Here is a 17,501-nt window from a genome sequence, read left to right as displayed (position 1 = left end):
ATCAAGCGATAATCTCGGGCCAGAGCGCCGCATTCGCGCGGGTGAACACTCCCAGATGGCCTACCTTGCGCAACCCGAATGCGGACGGCTCAAGCGGGACAAGCGTGGCGCGCCCGTCAAAGAGCCGTGCCAGCCGTTCGCTGGCGACTGCCGGGCAGACGTCGTCATCGGTAAGAGTGACCATCTTTACAGGCGCGTCGCTGCGTCGCCAGTTGGGCTGCGGCAGGGTCCAACCAGCATCGGGCAAATAGGAATCGCGCGAGGTACACCAGCGCCGCCATTCCCAATACACCCCTGCGGGCAAATCGGGGCCAAATCCGATCAGTCGGCCGGGCAAATAGCCCGCAAGGCGGGTGGCGAGCGGCCCGTGACCGAACCAGAACAGGCGCGCTAGACCCTGATAAGGCCAGGGGTGGTCGCCATGATGTACTAGGCCGGAACAGACACTGATCATGCGGCTAATGTCCTCGATCCCGTCCTGCATCGGCATCGCCATCGCGCCCAGAGAATGGCCGATCACCCAAAGCGACGTACCCGGAAAGCGCCGCCGCACCTCTGCACGCGCGGCGGGCATGTCGATCAGAATCCAGTCCGACATTTTGACCCGTGAGGTCCGTAGTGGTCCGCTGCGCGAAGTCTCGAAATCGCGGTAATCATAGGTCAGGACGGCCATGCCGTGGGATTCGGCCAGCCAGCGCGCGAAGTGGCGGTAATACGACTGTGGCACGCCGGTGGCACTGTTGATCACCACCGCCGCGACAGGGTCACCGATCGGCAGGAACAATTTCCCCGACAGCGTCGCGGGCCCGGCATCAAAGCAGATGTCATGGGTCAGGATGGTTGTCTGCGCATCAAGCATGGGCGCTCTCCCGTTGCTAGACCGATTGGTCTATTGATCATATGTGTGGACCAATTGGTCTAGTCCTGTCAATATCCAAGAGCGATGAAAGAAAAACGTCCTATGCCCACCAAGGATCGGCTGATCCGGACCGCTGCCGAACTGTTCCGGCGCAGCGGCTACAACGGCGTAGGTCTGAACGAGCTGCTGACGGCAGCGAATGCGCCGAAAGGATCGCTGTACCACCACTTTCCGAATGGCAAACCGGATCTGGCACTGGCGGCGGCGACCTGGGCCTCGGACCGAATGCTGCGGATGATCGCCGTGGCCTATGAACCGGCCAGCAGTTTTGCCGAGGGGACGCAGGCCCTGTGCGCGCGGCTGGCAGAAATTTTCGATCGCTCGGGAAAGTGGGATGGATGCCCGATCTCGAGTACCTTGTTCGAAGGGCCCGATAACGAGGCGTTCCGCTCCCATGCCGCGCATCTTTATGAGGGCTGGATTTCCGAAGCGACGCAGCACGCCAAGCGGCTTGGGGTCAAGACGCCGCAGGCTACCGCCGAAGAGTTCTTCATGCTGATCCAGGGCGCTTGGCAATTGTCACGTGCCCGGAGAAGCTCGGCCCCGTTGCGGGCGCTGCCCACCATCGTCAGGCGCGGCGTGGGGACCGGGGACGGAAATTCTTGACAGACTCGGGCGGCAAGGACTAGCGGTTGTGTGATGGTTCTCACACCACATCTGTGGTTGGGATGAAAAGGGAACTCGGTGCGGTCCTGACAAGGCCAAATCCGCGACTGCCCCCGCAACTGTAAGCGGAGAGTGATGCCGTATGACCACTGGCCGAAAGGTCGGGAAGGGCGGCAAAGCGACGACCCGCAAGTCAGGAGACCTGCCATCGGAACTGAAACTCGAACGCGGGCGGGGTGTCCGGTGCGGGTCTGATGGCTGCACTTGGTCACGGACGTTCACAAGCCCCTTCCCGTCAGCGCGGAGGGCGCGATGTGATCTGGACGAAGAACAACCGAACGTTTGCGGAAACCCAATGTCTGATAACCGGCAAACCTTGCCCGGCGCTTGCTCGGATGGTGGATCGGCTGGCCGATGCCATGGCCTCGGCCCGCGCGGTGACGGCGCCGGATTTCGAGATCGACGGCAGCGCGCAGCTTGCCCATTGCGGGCAGGACTGCACGGCGGTCTACCGGGCCAACCATGCGCGAATACGTATGTTCGCCGGTGTTGCCGAGACCGCCGATCTCGACATCATGGAACTTTATGCCAACGCGATGATGGACCCGGAGGGGCAGGGCTTCCCCGCGCCCGACAGCGCGCCGCCCTGCGCCATGATCGAACTGCGCCTACCCTTGATCGAGCATCAGGCACAGGCCGCAGCATGATCCGTCAAGGCACGTTTTCTGTGACCTGATCGGGATGGGCCTCTGCCCATTCCTCCATGATCCGAGTCAATTCTGGGTCGCCGCTTGCCTCTATCAGGTTGCGCCCCAGCGGCGCACACGCCGCTAGCGCGTGCGACAGGCAGGTGGCGTGATCGCGGATATCCCGGTGCGGATTATTGTCCGCACCGTGCAGAATGGTCGACACCAGCCCGCCGCCATAGCCGTTCACATGGCCCAGATCCGGAGACAGCGTAAGAAGATAGATCATCATATCCGGCAACCCCTCCCACCCGGCGACCTGAAGGGCGGTCAGCCCCTCGCGATCGGGTGCCTCGGGGTTCAGGCCAAGGGCGACCAGACGTTTCACATGGTCCAGTTTGCCGGGAAGATGCAGGATCGACCGGATAAGGGTACGGTATTCATCAGGCAGGCTGGCCGCGTCCACAGACGCGCCGGGCAGCAAAGTCCCATCAGCGGCCTGGGCCAGAAGCTGCTCTGCTTGGGTGAGCTGTGGGGCCTTGCCTGTCGCCTCAATTGCGCGGGCAAGCGTCGAATTGCCGAAGACCCGCGCGAAACCATAGGCGGAATAGCCTTTATAGAGCCTGCTTGGATCGCCACCATGGGCAAGCAACAGGTCCACCACCGGCCCATCGCACATACGCCGCGCAGCCTGATGCAGGGCGGGCATGACCCAAGGTTCTTCACCTCCGACAGGGTCATCGTTGAACTCTTCCACCTGAGCGCCATGGTCGAGCAGCAGGCGCACCGCTTCGGGGTCGTTGAAGTCCAACGCCCTCAGCAACGCGTTTGTCCCGCGTGGCTCGGCTCCGGCGGCAAGCAGCATTTGCAGCCCCGTGTGATGCCCCAGCTCGGTCGCGTGATACAGCGACTCACCGTCATTCGGATCGGCACCGTGATCCAGCAGCCATTGGGCGAGGATCATGTTGTCGGCATGTCCAATTGCTCCGTATAGAGCCGAAAGTTGATGTGGACTGCCCGGTTCCGAGGGGTAGCCGTCATTCACATCCGCGCCTGCAGCAAGCAATGCCTCGGCCACAGCAATCATGTCTCGCTCCAGATCAGGGCGGGACTGGAAATACCGGGAAAAGGCCAGATGCAGCATTGGTCTGCGCGGGCCTTGCAACACCTGATCGACGATGCCCGGATCGCGATCCAGCCAATCTCTGACCGCATCGATGCGATAGAGCGCACAGAGCAGCCCAAAGGCGTCATTGGCCAGATCAGGTGTATGGGACAGTAATTGCGCGACCCGCCAGTCCGCCCCCTGAAACAACGCCAGTTTGAGCTGTTGGGCACGTGCGTCGCGTTGCATCGTCGCGGTCTCGATGCTGTATTTCATCTTGGGCCAGCTGTCATACCCGGCCTCTCGGGCGATCACGTGAAGGGCGGCGCTGTGGGTAAGCACCGGGGTTTCACCCAGAACGGTCTGTGCACGCGCGATCGCGCCCGCATCACTGGCCTTGAACGCTTTCTTCAGCTGCTTTGCCTGACGGCGGTGGTGGTCGAGGGGATAGGTCATCGGTTTTCCTCAAACAACCCCGGTGGCCCGCTTGTCGGGGAGAGAAAAAACCGCATATCGCGTTGGTCTCTGATGGGTGCTGATACAGCTGTCCGCGGACCCGGTTGCCGCCCAGTCGGCGCCGGTATCATAAAACGCGTTGGTGATTAGGACAAGGTCGGCTGCGCAGCGGGACGGGCTGCCATGGCCCATTCCATTTGATCCTCGGTTTCCACGGCGCAACGTCGTACGGCGCGTAAGCGGGTCAAAGCAGCCTCGGTCCTTTCGCCACATTCGATCATCAGACGCAGCGCAACCATGCCGGACCGGCCGCAGCCGCCCCGGCAATGCACCAGAACCCGCCCGCCGCCGTTCAGCGCGTGGCGGGCATCGGCGCTGACCTCGGGCCAGGCCTGCTGTATGGCAAAGGGCGGCGCGTTGAAATCCGTCACCGGCAGATGGGCCCATCTGCTGGCGCGGCCCTGAATATCGGGGCCGAACTGCAGCGCGCCGGCCTCGAACATCTCCAACTCGGTGGTCATCGAGATCACAAGCCCCGGTTTCCAATCCGCGATCAGGGCCAGATCACCGTCATAATCGCCCGAGTGCCCCGGCAACGGGGACAATGCAAGCGTCCCGCCGCCTACCGGCAGGTCATGAATAACCGTTTGCGACATAAGGCGGTCCCCCTCAGAGCCGCGAACTCAAAACACTCTTGCAGTGCACCCATGCTATGCGCTGCCCCAAGCTTTCCCAAGGGTTTTCCCGCACGCGCGAGGTGGACGCCGGGGGGGCGGCACTCTAGGCTCCGGCGTCAGGAACGAATCCGCCAGAGCAGACATGACCGACACGCCCAGCCCCGCCTATCAGGTTCTCGCCCGAAAATACCGCCCGGAAACCTTCGCCGACTTGGTCGGGCAGGATGCGATGGTGCGCACGCTGAAGAACGCCTTCGAAGCGGACCGGATCGCGCAGGCCTTTGTGATGACCGGGATTCGCGGCACCGGCAAGACCACCACTGCGCGGATCATCGCCAAGGGGATGAACTGCATCGGGCCGGACGGGTCCGGCGCGCCCACTACCGAGCCGTGCGGCCAATGCGAACATTGCGTGGCGATCATGGAAGGCCGCCATGTCGACGTGATGGAGATGGACGCCGCCAGCCGCACCGGTGTGAACGACATTCGCGAAATCATTGACAGCGTGCGCTACCGCGCGGCTTCAGCACGTTACAAGATCTACATCATCGACGAGGTTCACATGCTCTCGACCAGCGCCTTCAACGCGTTGCTCAAGACGCTCGAGGAACCGCCCGAGCATGTGAAATTCATCTTTGCCACCACCGAGATTCGCAAGGTGCCGGTGACGGTCCTGTCGCGCTGCCAGCGGTTTGACCTGCGCCGGATCGAGCCGGAAGAGATGATCGCGCTGATGCGCAAGATCGCCAAGGCTGAAGAGGCGGAAATTGCCGATGACGCGCTGGCGCTGATTACCCGCGCGGCGGAAGGGTCGGCGCGGGATGCCACTTCGCTGCTGGATCAGGCAATCTCGCACGGCGCAGGCGAAACCACGGCAGAGCAGGTGCGCGCAATGCTCGGTCTGGCCGATCGGGGGCGGGTGCTGGATCTGATGGACATGATCCTGCGCGGCGATGCGGCGGGCGCGCTGACAGAACTCAGCGCGCAATATGCCGAAGGGGCCGATCCGCTGGCGGTGCTGCGCGATCTGGCCGAGATCACCCATTGGGTATCGGTGGTCAAGATCACCCCGGATGCTGCCGAAGACCCGACCGTGTCGCCGGACGAACGCAGCCGCGGCGCACAGATGGCCGAGGCCCTGCCGATGCGGGTGCTGACCCGGATGTGGCAGATGCTGCTGAAAGCGCTGGAAGAGGTGACCGCCGCGCCCAACGCGATGATGGCGGCCGAAATGGCGATCATCCGCCTGACCCATGTGGCCGACCTGCCCACGCCCGAGGAACTGGTGCGAAAGCTCCAGGATTCGCCACCTTCGCCGATGCCAAGCAGTCAAGGTGGCGCGCGCGAGATGCAGCCTGCCGGTGCCCCTGTGGCGCAGGCAGCAGCGATCTCTGCCGCGCCCCGGAGCGGGGCGGGCAATGCCCCCACGGCAGCACTTGCGCAGGATGTGGAACAGGCGCTGGCGCGCTATCCGACCTTCGAGCATGTGGTAGAACTGGTCCGCACCCATCGCGACGTCAAACTGCTGGTCGAGGTGGAAACCGGTGTCAGGCTGATCGCGTACCAGCCGGGCCGTATCGAATTCACCCCCACGGATCACGCCCCCACCGATCTGGCGCAGCGGCTTGGCTCGCGGCTGCAAAGCTGGACGGGAAACCGCTGGGCGGTCTCGGTGGTCTCGGATGGCGCAGCGCCGACAATCGCCGAAATCCGCGACGCCGCCGAGCTGGCACTGAAGCAGGAGGCCGAAGCGCATCCGCTGGTGCAGGCGGTGCTGGCACAATTCCCCGAGGCCAGGATCACCAATATCGAAACCCCCGAACAACGCGCCGCCAAAGTCGAGACCGAAGCGCTGCCCGAGGTCGAGGATGAATGGGACCCGTTCGAAGACGGGTAAGCGACGCCCTTGTGGTGCGCTCGGGTGATGCGTATCTAGGCGACAAATCTAGTTAACGGAGGCACTCGATGCTCAAAGGACTTGGCGGGCTTGGCGATATGGCCAAGATGATGAAATCGGCGCAGGAATTGCAGACCAAGATGACCGACATGCAGGAAGACCTGCATAACATCATGGTGGTCGGCGAATCCGGGGCCGGGCTGGTCAAGGCCACTGCCTCGGCCAAGGGCGAACTGAAGGCGCTCGATATCGACCCGTCGATCTTCAATGGCGATGACAAGGAAGTGGTCGAGGACCTGATCCTGGCGGCCATCAAGGACGCGCAATCCAAGGCCTCGGACCGGTCGCAGGCCGAGATGGCCAAACTGACCGAAGGCATGGGTCTGCCGGCGGACATGAAATTCCCGTTCTGATCCGCTCGTGAGTTCGACCCGTGACATCGACAACCTGATCGAGCTGATGGCCAAGCTGCCCGGGCTTGGCCCCCGCTCGGCCCGGCGCGCGGTGCTGCACCTGATCCGCAAGCGCGCGTTGCTGCTGACCCCGCTCGCGGACCAGATCAGCTTGGTGGCCGAAACCGCGCGCGAGTGCCTCAATTGCGGCAATGTGGGTACCGCCGATATTTGCGACATCTGCGAAAGCGAGAAACGCGCGACCGGCGAACTGTGCGTGGTAGAGGATGTGGCCGACCTCTGGGCGATGGAACGGGCGGCTGTGTTCAAGGGCCGCTATCATGTGCTGGGCGGGACCTTGTCGGCGCTGGACGGGATCGGCCCCGATGATCTGCGCATTCCGCGCCTCAGAAACCGAGTGGAAAGCGAAGGCATCACCGAGGTCATCCTGGCGCTGAATGCCACTGTGGACGGCCAGACAACGGCGCATTACATCGCCGAACAGCTTGAGGGGCAGGTGCGCCTCACCTCGCTGGCCCAAGGCGTCCCCATCGGTGGCGAGCTGGATTATCTGGATGATGGCACGATCACCGCGGCCTTGCGGGCGCGGAAGGAATTGTAGCGGCAGGGCTACACCACCTGTCGTTCCTCCCACGGGTTGCGTTCCTGCCAGATCAGGCGCAGCGCCTCGGATTGGCCGGTGAAATGGTCCTCCAGTGCCTCACAGCACCAGATCCGGTCGCAGCGGAAATGGCGAAATCCGTCGCGCAACTCGCACCAGGCGGCGAGCATGGTGCAGTCCAGATGATAGATCAGAGCGACGGGGCGGACGATGCGCTCTGTCTCGCGGTCTTCGGCGTCGCGATAGGTCAGGCGCAGCTTGCGCTCGTCCCGGATGGCGGCGCGCAAGTTGGCCTTTGACACGCAGCCAAGCGCGGGGTCGTCGGGCGGGGCGCCCCATGGCGCGACCTGCAGCCACTCGGCGGGGTCGTGCAACGCGTCGATCTTTTGGCAGATACGGCTGGCGGCCTGTTGCAGCGCGTTGTCACCGGTGCGCGCCAACATCGAGAGGCCGACGCGCAGCGCCTCGACCTCCTCCTCGTCGAAATTCAGTGGCGGCAGATCATAGCCGCGTCGCATGACATAGCCCAGCCCTGGCGCGCCTTCGATCGGTGTGCGCATGGCCTGAAGCGCCGCGATATCGCGATAGATCGTGCGCTCGGACACTTCCAGCCGGGCGGCAAGTGTTTCGGCAGTCATCGGGTTTTCCGAGGCCCGCAGGATCTGGATCAGTTCGAACAACCGGGTCGAGCGGCGCATAGTCTCTCCTCATGCTCCTGACAGATTAGCACATGATCCTGACAACGGGGTGGCAGGAGCGATGTGGTGTCATGACCTCAGTATTCGAGAACGGAGCAGAGCCATGAGTAGTTATGACCATCTGATCATGATGCAGTTGAAACTGGAGCGCTGGAGCGACCAGAAGCCCCTGCGCACCTATGAGTTGGAGCGCGAATGGCTGGAGAGCAAGAAGGGCAGCGATTACAAGATCGCCAAGCCGCCCCGCAAGCGGTTGCCCTTTTGGCGCCGATTCGGGCGTCAAAGACCTGATCTGGCCGCCTCATAGGCCAAGAGAGCCCGCTTGACCGGTAGCCCCCAGTGATAGCCGCCCAGACCGCCGGACTTGCGCAGTGCGCGGTGGCAGGGGATCAGCCAGCTGATCGGGTTGCGACCGACCGCCGTGCCAACCGCCCGCACCGCGCGCGGTTGGCCGATGGCCTCGGCGATCTCTGAATAGGTTGTGACATGGCCCGAGGGGATACGCAGCAGCGCCTCCCACACCTTGATCTGCAGGGGCGAGCCGATCAGGAAAAGCGGTGTCGGGTCGAGTTTCTCGCTTTCGGCGCCAAAGGCGCTGAGTACCCAGGGGCGCAGCTGCATCGGGTCTTCGATGAACTCCGCCTGTGGCCAGCGCGAGATCAGGTCTTCCATCGCGGTCTCTTCACCTGTTTCAGCCGCAAAGCCGATGCCGCAGATGCCCTTGTCGGTGCCCATCACCAAGGCAGGGCCAAACGGGCTTTCGAACCAACCCCAATAGATCTCCAGACCTTTGCCCTTGCGGGAATATTCGCCGGGGCTCATGGACTCCCAACGCATGAAGAGGTCGTGCAACCGGCCGCCGCCGGACAACCCAACGCTATGGGCGGCTTCCAGCGTGGTGAACCGGTCATGTAGCAGCGCCTTGGCATGGCCGAGTGCCAGATATTGCTGGTATTTCTTGGGCGAGACGCCGACCCAGCGCGAGAACAGGCGCTGGAAATGGGCCGGGCTCATATCCATCTCACGCGCCAGTTGCTCCAGCGACAGTGACTCACCGCCCTGGTCGATCAGCTCGATCGCGCGCCGCATGACGCCGTAGTGATAGCCTTGCTCGCTGGTCTGCATATTCATGGCGAATGCTCCTGTTCCTTTTTGCAGGATAGGAAATTCGCGCCCTGTGTTCGACCCGAATCCTGCGCATTTGATTTCTGAGATACAGGTCGGACGGGGCTTTACGCCCCCGCCGACACGCGGCATTAAGACCGCCGATGGCAAAGCAACTCGACTATCACACGATCCGCGAGATCTTTACCCGCTTTCACGCGGCCGACCCGGAACCCAAGGGCGAGCTAGAGCATGTGAATGTCTATACTTTGGTCGTTGCGGTTGCACTGTCAGCGCAGGCGACCGATGTGGGTGTGAACAAGGCCACGCGTTCCTTGTTCCAGATCGCTGATACCCCGCACAAGATGCTGGATCTGGGCGAAGAGGGGTTGATCGAGCACATCAAGACCATCGGATTGTTCCGGCAGAAGGCCAAGAACGTCATCAAGATGAGCCGCATTCTGGTCGAAGACTATGGGGGCGAGGTTCCGAACTCGCGTGCCGCCCTGCAATCGCTGCCCGGCGTCGGGCGCAAGACCGCCAATGTGGTTCTGAACATGTGGTGGCGCCAGCCCGCGCAGGCGGTGGACACCCATATCTTTCGGGTCGGCAACCGCACCGGCATCTGCCCCGGCAAAGACGTGGACGCGGTCGAACGCGCCATCGAAGACAATATTCCGGCCGATTTCCAGCTTCATGCCCATCACTGGTTGATCCTGCATGGCCGATATCACTGCAAGGCGCGCAAGCCGCTTTGTCGCACCTGTATCATTCGTGACCTTTGTGAATTCGAGGACAAAAACCTATGAAATCCTATCAGATCGTCGGCATCGGCAATGCCGTGGTGGACGTAATCAGCCAATCCGACGATAGCTTTCTCGACCTCATGGGGATCGAAAAGGGTATCATGCAACTGGTCGAGCGCGAGCGCGGCGAAGTGCTTTATGCGGCGATGGAAGGCCGGGTGCAGACACCGGGCGGCTCGGTCGCCAACACCATCGCGGGCGCTGGCGCGCTGGGGCTGGATGCGGCGTTCATCGGCCGCGTGCATGACGATGCGCTGGGCCGGTTTTATGCTGAGGCGATGAAGGATGACGGCGTTGATTTTGTGAACCCGCCGGTGCCGGGCGGCGAATTGCCCACGTCCCGCTCGATGATCTTCGTGTCGCCCGATGGCGAGCGGTCGATGAACACCTATCTGGGGATTTCCTCGGAACTGTCCTCCAAGGATGTTCCGGGGGATGTGGCGGGCAAAAGTCAGATCATGTTCCTTGAGGGCTACCTGTTCGACAAGGAAAAGGGCAAGGCGGCCTTTCTTGAGGCCGCGCGCACCTGTCACAAGGGTGGCGGCAAGGCCGGCATCGCCATTTCCGACCCGTTCTGCGTGGAACGGCACCGGGTCGATTTCCTGCTGCTGATCGAGAATGAGCTGGATTTTTTGATCGGAAACGAGGCCGAGATCAAATCATTGTTTGAAACCGACGATCTGGAAGATGCGCTGGCCAAGACCGCTGCCATCTGCCCGCTGGTTGTCTGCACCCGGTCCGGTGACGGCGTGACGGTGTTGAGCGAGGGCAATCGTATCGATGTGCCGGTCGAGAAGATCGTGCCGGTGGACGCCACTGGGGCGGGCGACCAGTTTGCAGCCGGGTTCCTCTATGGCATGGCCACGGCCCGCGATTACGAAACCTGCGCCAGAATGGGTAATATCTGTGCCCGCGAAGTCATCAGCCATATCGGACCCCGTCCCGAGGCAAACATGCTGAACCTGTTGCGCGAAGACGGATTGCTGTAAGCCCGCTGCGGGCAGGCCCGGCCGAGGTCTGCCCGGCACACCCGGCGATACTGCGCTGTATAGCTCAGGTTTTGTCCTGTTCAGCCGTAGCTTGCAGCACAAGCAGAAAACCGGACAGGAAAATGGCCTCGGCCAGAAGCTTGCAGACTTCCTCAAGGGTGTCGAGCAAGGCGTGCAACGAGTGCGCCGCGCTTTCGGAATTCGTCACCCACAAAGCGAAGCCCAGCCCATTTGAGGCGGCGTCCAGAGCTATGCTTAATGCCAAAACGGCGAACCCTGCGAGCAGGTAGGGGGCAAGGAACCTGTACGGTGTGAGTTCCGAGCGATACACATAGAGCACGAACACGCCAATCAGGGCATAGATGCCGATAATGGCGTCATCCATGCGATCCGAAAGCGACGTTTCGGTCATCTCGCTCATTGCATGAATAGATTTATCGATCCCTTCGTGAATCTTCAGTGCATCGTCCAGCGCAAGGAACAAGAACCCCGATGCGATCAGCAGCCAGACAAGGCTGGGGTGCCTAAGCCAGTTTGCAGCGGTTCGACGTCGCAGAATGAAGATCCTGAAGCAAGTGAACGAGATCGCAAGCAGCAGCAGAACCGAAACAATTGTGCCCGGTTTGCCTTCGCTGAACTGATCGGAGATGTCACCCTTCTGATATCCGATCAGAACGAACAAGAGGCTCAGGATCAACGATGCCCCGACGATGTACTTGGAGGTCATTTTGTTTTGCAGCTTCATCAGGTTTCACATTCGTTAGGTCTTGGGGCCAGCTGATGCATACTTGGCGAAGTATCGATGTGAGTTCGCGCGGCGGTCAAGTTAGGTATGTAGCGAATGCCGCTACCACACGCTCATAGACGTCGCGTTTGAAGGGGACGATTTCCTCGGTCAGCTTTGCAGGCTTCTGCCATTTCCAGCGGGTGAATTCCGGGTGCTCGGTCTTGATGTCGATCTGATCGTCGTGCCCGGCAAAGCGCAGTAGATACCATTTCTGTTCTTGTCCACGATAGCGGCCTTTCCAGATTTTCGGCACGATGTCATGGGGCAGATCGTAGGGCAGCCAGTCGTCGGTCTCGGCGATGATTTCGACCAGGTCCGGCGTCACCCCGGTTTCCTCCGATAATTCGCGCAAAGCTGCGTCGCGCGGATCTTCGCCGGGGTCAACGCCGCCCTGAGGCATCTGCCAGGCCTCAGAATGGCGGTCATTGCGCTGGCCGACAAAGATGCAGCCATCGCCATTGATCATCATCAGCCCGACGCAGGGGCGGTAGGGAAGTTGCGCGATCTGTTCTGGTGTCATGTCAATTCCGAATTGATCCCCTCCGGTGTTTAGCAACGTGGCAGGGGATCTGAAAGCAAGTTACGCTGGGTTTCGCATGACAAGTGCTGCCGAGGACGCTTTTCTACGCGCAGCAACTGACAGGAGCGAAGAATGACCACCTACCCGAACATGCTGACTCCTCTGGATCTGGGGTTCACGACGCTCAGGAACCGCGTGCTGATGGGGTCGATGCATAGCGGGCTGGAAGAGACCAAGGATTGGAACCGGGTGGCCGAATTTTACGCGGACCGCGCGCGAGGCGGGGTTGGCCTGATCGTGACCGGTGGTATCGGACCCAACCTGGAGGGATCGGTTCTGCCGGGAGCCGCGATGATGGCGTCCGAGGAAGATGTCGCGAACCATTCGGTCATCACCGAACGTGTCCACGACGCCGGCGGCAAGATCGCCATGCAGATTCTTCACGCAGGCCGATATGCCTATTCGCCTCATTGCGTGGCGCCAAGCCCTGTCAAATCACCCATTTCGCCCTTCCCGCCAAAAGAGTTGGACGAAGAGGGGATCGAAAAGCAGATATTGGATATCGCGAGCTGTGCGGCGCGAGCCAAAAAGGCTGGTTATGACGGGGTCGAGATCATGGGCTCCGAAGGGTATTTTCTCAACCAGTTTGTCGTGACACATACCAACAAGCGCACCGATCGGTGGGGTGGGTCCTATGAGAATCGGATGCGGTTGCCGGTCGAGGTCGTGCGTCGCGCCCGCGAGGCGGTAGGTGAGGATTTCATCATCATCTATCGTCTGTCGATGATCGATCTGGTTCCGAACGGATCGACCTATGACGAGGTGGTGCAACTGGCGCAGGCGATTGAGGCGGCGGGTGCGACCATCATCAATACCGGCATCGGGTGGCACGAGGCGCGCATTCCTACCATCGCCACCTCGGTTCCGCGCGCCGCCTTTGCCTGGGTGACCAAGAAGCTGATGGGCAAGGTCGGCATCCCGGTCATCACCTCGAACCGGATCAATACGCCCGAGGTGGTCGAACAGGTTCTGGCCGATGGCTGCGCCGATATGGTGTCGATGGCGCGCCCGATGCTGGCGGATGCCGATTTCGTGGCCAAGGCCGAAGCTGGCAAAGCCGCCCAGATTGCGCCTTGCATCGCCTGCAACCAGGCCTGCCTGGATCACACGTTCAACGGCAAGCTGACCTCGTGCCTGGTCAACCCGCGCGCCTGCCACGAAACCGAGCTGGTGATCACCCCAGCCGAACTGCCCAAGACCATTGCGATCGTCGGGGCCGGTCCCGCCGGGCTGTCGACGGCGATCACGGCGGCGGAACGCGGGCACAAGGTGACCATGTTCGACCGCGCCGAAGAGATCGGCGGGCAGCTCAATATGGCCAAGCAGGTTCCGGGCAAGGAAGAGTTCTGGGGTCTGGTCGACTGGTACCGCACCATGATCAAGCTGACCGGCGTTACTGTCGAGTTGGGGCGTGAAGTGGGTGCCGGTGATCTGACAGGATTTGACGAGGTCATCATCGCCACCGGGGTCATCCCGCGCGATCCGCAGATCCCGGGCCAGGATCGCGACAATGTGCTCAACTATATCGACGTGCTGCGCCACAAGGCGCCCGTCGGCAAGTCGGTTGCAGTGATCGGAGCCGGGGGGATCGGGTTCGATGTCTCTGAATTCCTGCTGCATCAGGGCGACAGCCCGACCGAGAACCTGCCGCTGTGGATGAAAGAGTGGGGTGTCGCGGACACCGAACAGTATCGTGCCGGTCTGGCACCCGAGGGGCCGCAGCCAGAACCTTCGGCACGCGAGGTCACCTTGTTGCAGCGCAAGGCGCAGGCACATGGCAAAGGCCTGGGCAAGACCACCGGCTGGATTCATCGCGCCACGCTCAAGATGAAGAAGGTCAACTTCGTCGGCGGCGTGAATTACGAGCGGATCGACGATGATGGGTTGCATGTCAGCTTTGGCGAAGCGCGCGAGAACCCGACCGTGATCGAGGTTGAAACGATCGTGCTCTGTTCCGGCCAGGTATCGGACCGGACGCTGGCCGATGCTTTGATCGAACGCGGGATTGAACCGCATGTGATCGGCGGGGCCGATGTGGCTGCGGAACTGGACGCCAAACGCGCCATCAATCAAGGCACCCGCCTGGCCGCCAGCCTGTAGCTTTTAGCGATCATGTAGGACCCGGCTGTCTGCCGGGGCCTCATCCCTGTCTTCCATGCCATAGTCGCGCAGCACCTGCGCCACGCGCAGCCGGTAGCCCGCAAATATCCCGGCGCGCCCCTTGCTTTGTGCAGCGCGATGCTGCGTCAGGGCGCGCCAGTTCGCCACCGCCTCCTCGTCTTCCCAGAATGACAGTGATAGCAGCTTGTCCGGGTTGGTCAGGCTTCGGAACCGCTCGACCGAGATGAATCCCGGCACCTGATCCAGCAGCGGGCGCAGATCGGCGGCCACATCCATATAGGCGTCGAATTGTCCCTCTGCGGGCTCTACTTCGAAAATGACGGCAATCATGCGCGCGCTCCATGCGGGGTCGAGACCAGCTTCAACCAGGTTCGATCCTCCTGCAACAGGAACTTCTCGCGCTGGGCGAAGGCATAGTTCTCCTGCCCCAGCGGGTCCGCCGCCAGTCTTTCGCGATAGGCCTCATAAGCGGCAAGGTTGGGGATGTTGTAGATGCCATAAGCCAGCGACGTCGATCCTTCATGCGGCGCGAAATAGCCGATCAGGTCGGCCCCGCAGCGCGGAATGGCCTGGCCCCAGTTGCGGGCATAATCTTCGAATTGCGCCCTCTTGGTCGGGTCGATTCTGTAGCGGATGATGCAGGTCAGCATGAACCCCTCCGAGTGTTTCAACAGGCCCGGTATAGCCGCTTTCAATTCGCACATGTTTCGATTATGATCGAAGCATGAAAGACGGACCTGATATCGCCCGCATTGCCGCGCTGATCGGAGATCCGGCGCGGGCCAACATGCTGGCGGCGCTGATGACTGGCAAAGCGCTGACTGCAACCGAACTGGCACACGAGGCTGGGATCACGCCGCAAACCGCCAGCAGCCATTTAAAAAAACTGCTGGAAGGCGGGCTGGTGCGCCTGCGCGGGCAGGGGCGGCATCGCTATTATGCGCTGTCGGGCGCGGATGTGGCCGAGACGCTGGAAAGCCTGATGGGGCTGGCTGCTGGGCGGGGTCATCTGCGCACCCGAACCGGACCGCGTGACGCGGCGCTGCGCAAGGCGCGGGTCTGCTACAATCATCTGGCCGGAGAGCGTGGGGTTACGCTTTATCGGTCGATGATCACCGAAAAGCTGCTGATCGAAACGGATGAGGATGTGGGTCTTACCCCAAAGGGTGAACGGTTTGCCGACGCTTTTGGTATTGATCTGGCGGGCCTAAGATCGAAACGCGCGCCGCTCTGCCGGCCCTGCCTGGATTGGAGCGCGCGCGAACACCACCTTGCGGGGTCATTCGGCCGCGCGATGCTGTCCCAAATGGAGGCACTTGGCTGGCTCACCCGGCAGCCCGAAAGCCGGGTCATCCGCTTCACCGCCAAGGGCGAAGCGGCATTCGACGCCCGCTTTTCGGCGTGAGTCGCGCTATTCGACCGTAATGGTGATCACATCGGACATAACCGGTGTCGCATGCGGAACATGGCCGTAATCGCCAAGCACCAGTTGCAGCGTATGTGGACCCGGCGCAAGCTCCAGTGTGACCTCGGTCTGACCGCCACCGAAATGCATGTGATTGTCATCGGCTGGCAATCCATAGGCCAACTCATCGGCGCCATCCTCGCCTTCGCCCAGCGGCGGGCGGTCGATCAGTAGGTGGTGGTGGCCGGTATTCTCGGCCTCGGTTCCGGCAGGGGCCACGCCCATGCCGCTGAGGCCGAAGGCCACCGTAACCGGTGAAGTGACAGTGTCGCCATCGGCAATATTGACGAAATAAACCGTGGCATCTGCTGGTGCAGGGGTTTCGCCTCCCGCCAGCGCTGGCAAGGCGAACAGGCTGGTGGCCAATGCGATCGCAATCAATTTCATGATTTCCTCCCTTGATGTAACCTTGTCCCGAATACCTAGATCAGGGCGCCGCCCGGGTCGAGCGGATTGGCGTTTATTGCCCTCCGAAGGCCTGTTCGGCGCATGGAAATCCATTGTTTCCCTGTTTCCCTGACGCAAACGATCCCAGACAAAACCGCGATATTATCCCATCCGTGCCCCGATCTCGCCCAGATTGGACGTCATTGCTGGCGATAACAACGGATAAGCCGAGGGAACGGGAATGGATCGACTGACCGAAATGGAGGCCTTTGCCAATGTCGTGGATCAGGGCGGATTCACGGATGCGGCCAAAAAGATGGGCATCTCGAAATCGGCCGTGTCCAAGCACGTATCCAGCCTCGAGGCGCGTCTTGGCGCAAGGTTGCTGAACCGCACCACCCGCCGGGTGTCCCCGACCGAGATCGGGTTGGCCTATTATGACCGGGCGCGTCGGGTTCTCAACGACGCGGGCGAGGCGGACGCGCTGGTGACGTCGATGCAATCGGCGCCGTCGGGCCTGCTGCGGGTCAGCGTGGCGACCGATTTCGGTGTCAACCACCTGTCGCCGGTCTTGTCCGAGTTTCTGTCCGATTTCCCCGACATCTCGATCAACATGGTGCTCAACAACCGCTATGTGGAGCTGATCTCGGAAGGGTTCGACATGGCGCTGCGCATTGGCGAGCTGGACGACAGCACCCTGCGCGCCCGCAAGCTGACCGAAACCACCAAGCGCATGATCGCAGCGCCGTCCTATTTCGAACAATATGGCCGCCCGCAGAAGATCGACGACCTCAACGAGCACAAGCTGTTGCATTATTCCAGCCAGTCCAGCGGCAATGTCTGGCGGCTGACCGCGCCTTCGGGCGAAAAACGTCAGGTCCGCACCAGTGGCTGGCTGAGCGTCAATGACGGCCACTCGCTGCTGAACGCGGCAATTTCGGGTCTGGGGATCGCGTACCTGCCCAGTTATCTCTATGCCGATGCCATGAAAAACGGCCTTGTCGAGGATGCGATGCCGTCGCTGCCGGACGAGGTGCAGGGCGTTTATGCCGTCTACCCGCCGGGCCGGTTCACCCAGCCCAAAGTGCGCGCTTTCATTGATTTCCTGGTCCATGCCTTTGCCGAAAAAGGCCCGATGGACTGGTAAATTTCACCACCTCCCTTGGTGACCTTACCTGCCCGCGCCCCGGCGCGGGTTCTTTTC

21 protein-coding genes and 1 riboswitch are annotated in these 17,501 nt (G+C 61.7%); of the genes, 11 read left to right on the top strand and 10 right to left on the bottom strand.

Going from position 1 to position 17,501, the window contains the following annotated elements; genetic code table 11:
• Window position 1 precedes the first annotated feature (1 nt).
• Window positions 2-859 (bottom strand): alpha/beta hydrolase family protein, encoded by an 858-nt coding sequence (locus tag AB1E33_RS07960; protein WP_372576737.1) that lies wholly within the window; start codon window positions 857-859, stop codon window positions 2-4.
• 102 nt (window positions 860-961) lie between these two features.
• Between AB1E33_RS07960 and AB1E33_RS07955 the strand changes: the two genes are divergently transcribed.
• Together AB1E33_RS07955 and AB1E33_RS07950 are read left to right on the top strand one after the other, a co-directional pair.
• Window positions 962-1,525, top strand: a complete 564-nt coding sequence (locus tag AB1E33_RS07955) for a TetR/AcrR family transcriptional regulator (protein WP_372576736.1) — start codon at window positions 962-964, stop codon at window positions 1,523-1,525.
• Window positions 1,526-1,543: 18 nt separating this feature from the next.
• Window positions 1,544-1,749: riboswitch (cobalamin riboswitch) on the top strand.
• Window positions 1,750-1,839: 90 nt separating this feature from the next.
• A complete protein-coding gene (locus tag AB1E33_RS07950; protein WP_372576735.1) occupies window positions 1,840-2,232 on the top strand; it encodes a hypothetical protein in 393 nt (130 codons plus the stop codon).
• A gap of 4 nt (window positions 2,233-2,236) precedes the next feature.
• On the opposite strand, the gene AB1E33_RS07945 is transcribed toward AB1E33_RS07950, so the two are convergent.
• Together AB1E33_RS07945 and AB1E33_RS07940 are read right to left on the bottom strand one after the other, a co-directional pair.
• A complete protein-coding gene (locus tag AB1E33_RS07945) occupies window positions 2,237-3,772 on the bottom strand; it encodes an ankyrin repeat domain-containing protein (protein ID WP_372576734.1) in 1,536 nt (511 codons plus the stop codon).
• 146 nt (window positions 3,773-3,918) lie between these two features.
• Window positions 3,919-4,428 carry a protein-tyrosine phosphatase family protein gene (locus AB1E33_RS07940; RefSeq protein WP_372576733.1) on the bottom strand — a complete coding sequence of 170 codons (510 nt, stop codon included), beginning with the start codon at window positions 4,426-4,428 and terminating at the stop codon, window positions 3,919-3,921.
• Window positions 4,429-4,591: 163 nt separating this feature from the next.
• Between AB1E33_RS07940 and AB1E33_RS07935 the strand changes: the two genes are divergently transcribed.
• The 3 genes from AB1E33_RS07935 (at window position 4,592) to recR (ending at window position 7,360) form a co-directional block, all read left to right on the top strand.
• Window positions 4,592-6,346, top strand: a complete 1,755-nt coding sequence (locus AB1E33_RS07935; protein ID WP_372576732.1) for a DNA polymerase III subunit gamma/tau — start codon at window positions 4,592-4,594, stop codon at window positions 6,344-6,346.
• Window positions 6,347-6,414: 68 nt separating this feature from the next.
• A complete protein-coding gene (locus AB1E33_RS07930) occupies window positions 6,415-6,759 on the top strand; it encodes a YbaB/EbfC family nucleoid-associated protein (protein ID WP_372576731.1) in 345 nt (114 codons plus the stop codon).
• Between the two features lie 7 nt (window positions 6,760-6,766).
• Window positions 6,767-7,360: a recombination mediator RecR gene (recR, locus tag AB1E33_RS07925; protein ID WP_372576730.1), complete on the top strand. Its 594-nt coding sequence runs from the start codon at window positions 6,767-6,769 to the stop codon at window positions 7,358-7,360.
• An 8-nt stretch (window positions 7,361-7,368) separates the two neighbouring features.
• Here the strand turns inward: recR and AB1E33_RS07920 are convergent, their stop codons facing one another.
• A complete protein-coding gene (locus AB1E33_RS07920) occupies window positions 7,369-8,058 on the bottom strand; it encodes a helix-turn-helix transcriptional regulator (RefSeq protein WP_372576729.1) in 690 nt (229 codons plus the stop codon).
• Between the two features lie 103 nt (window positions 8,059-8,161).
• Here AB1E33_RS07920 and AB1E33_RS07915 point away from each other — a divergent pair, with 103 nt between their 5' ends.
• Window positions 8,162-8,365 carry a hypothetical protein gene (locus AB1E33_RS07915; RefSeq protein WP_372576728.1) on the top strand — a complete coding sequence of 68 codons (204 nt, stop codon included), beginning with the start codon at window positions 8,162-8,164 and terminating at the stop codon, window positions 8,363-8,365.
• Here the strand turns inward: AB1E33_RS07915 and AB1E33_RS07910 are convergent.
• Window positions 8,338-9,189: a methylated-DNA--[protein]-cysteine S-methyltransferase gene (locus AB1E33_RS07910; protein ID WP_372576727.1), complete on the bottom strand. Its 852-nt coding sequence runs from the start codon at window positions 9,187-9,189 to the stop codon at window positions 8,338-8,340. The genes AB1E33_RS07915 and AB1E33_RS07910 overlap by 28 nt on opposite strands.
• Before the next feature lie 137 nt (window positions 9,190-9,326).
• Here AB1E33_RS07910 and nth point away from each other — a divergent pair, with 137 nt between their 5' ends.
• Entirely contained in the window at window positions 9,327-9,971 is a 645-nt protein-coding gene (nth, locus tag AB1E33_RS07905) for an endonuclease III (protein WP_372576726.1), read from the top strand.
• Window positions 9,968-10,957, top strand: coding sequence for an adenosine kinase (locus tag AB1E33_RS07900; protein ID WP_372576725.1), 990 nt, complete (start codon window positions 9,968-9,970; stop codon window positions 10,955-10,957). Before nth ends, AB1E33_RS07900 begins: the two co-directional genes overlap by 4 nt.
• 64 nt (window positions 10,958-11,021) lie before the next feature.
• On the opposite strand, the gene AB1E33_RS07895 is transcribed toward AB1E33_RS07900, so the two are convergent.
• Window positions 11,022-11,702: a DUF8692 domain-containing protein gene (locus tag AB1E33_RS07895; protein WP_372576724.1), complete on the bottom strand. Its 681-nt coding sequence runs from the start codon at window positions 11,700-11,702 to the stop codon at window positions 11,022-11,024.
• Between the two features lie 76 nt (window positions 11,703-11,778).
• On the bottom strand, window positions 11,779-12,264 hold the full coding sequence (locus tag AB1E33_RS07890) for an RNA pyrophosphohydrolase (RefSeq protein ID WP_372576723.1): 486 nt from the start codon (window positions 12,262-12,264) through the stop codon (window positions 11,779-11,781).
• Between the two features lie 132 nt (window positions 12,265-12,396).
• Between AB1E33_RS07890 and AB1E33_RS07885 the strand changes: the two genes are divergently transcribed.
• Window positions 12,397-14,424 (top strand): FAD-dependent oxidoreductase, encoded by a 2,028-nt coding sequence (locus tag AB1E33_RS07885; protein WP_372576722.1) that lies wholly within the window; start codon window positions 12,397-12,399, stop codon window positions 14,422-14,424.
• Window positions 14,425-14,427: 3 nt separating this feature from the next.
• Here the strand turns inward: AB1E33_RS07885 and AB1E33_RS07880 are convergent, their stop codons facing one another.
• Together AB1E33_RS07880 and AB1E33_RS07875 are read right to left on the bottom strand one after the other, a co-directional pair.
• The gene (locus AB1E33_RS07880; protein WP_372576721.1) at window positions 14,428-14,775 is read right to left on the bottom strand and encodes an antibiotic biosynthesis monooxygenase family protein; all 348 of its coding nucleotides are present in this window, start codon (window positions 14,773-14,775) and stop codon (window positions 14,428-14,430) included.
• Complete coding sequence (locus tag AB1E33_RS07875) at window positions 14,772-15,095, bottom strand: NIPSNAP family protein (protein ID WP_372576720.1); 324 nt, start codon at window positions 15,093-15,095, stop codon at window positions 14,772-14,774. Before AB1E33_RS07875 ends, AB1E33_RS07880 begins: the two co-directional genes overlap by 4 nt.
• Before the next feature lie 74 nt (window positions 15,096-15,169).
• Here AB1E33_RS07875 and AB1E33_RS07870 point away from each other — a divergent pair, with 74 nt between their 5' ends.
• On the top strand, window positions 15,170-15,850 hold the full coding sequence (locus AB1E33_RS07870) for an ArsR/SmtB family transcription factor (RefSeq protein ID WP_372576719.1): 681 nt from the start codon (window positions 15,170-15,172) through the stop codon (window positions 15,848-15,850).
• A 6-nt stretch (window positions 15,851-15,856) separates the two neighbouring features.
• On the opposite strand, the gene AB1E33_RS07865 is transcribed toward AB1E33_RS07870, so the two are convergent.
• A complete protein-coding gene (locus AB1E33_RS07865) occupies window positions 15,857-16,297 on the bottom strand; it encodes a DUF4399 domain-containing protein (protein WP_372576718.1) in 441 nt (146 codons plus the stop codon).
• 241 nt (window positions 16,298-16,538) lie between these two features.
• Here AB1E33_RS07865 and AB1E33_RS07860 point away from each other — a divergent pair, with 241 nt between their 5' ends.
• Window positions 16,539-17,444: a LysR family transcriptional regulator gene (locus AB1E33_RS07860; protein ID WP_372576717.1), complete on the top strand. Its 906-nt coding sequence runs from the start codon at window positions 16,539-16,541 to the stop codon at window positions 17,442-17,444.
• Window positions 17,445-17,501 lie beyond the last annotated feature (57 nt).

The sequence above is a fragment of the Ruegeria hyattellae genome (assembly GCF_041537925.1).
Lineage (GTDB): Bacteria > Pseudomonadota > Alphaproteobacteria > Rhodobacterales > Rhodobacteraceae > Ruegeria_C.
This window is presented reverse-complemented; position numbering and strand designations above follow the sequence as displayed.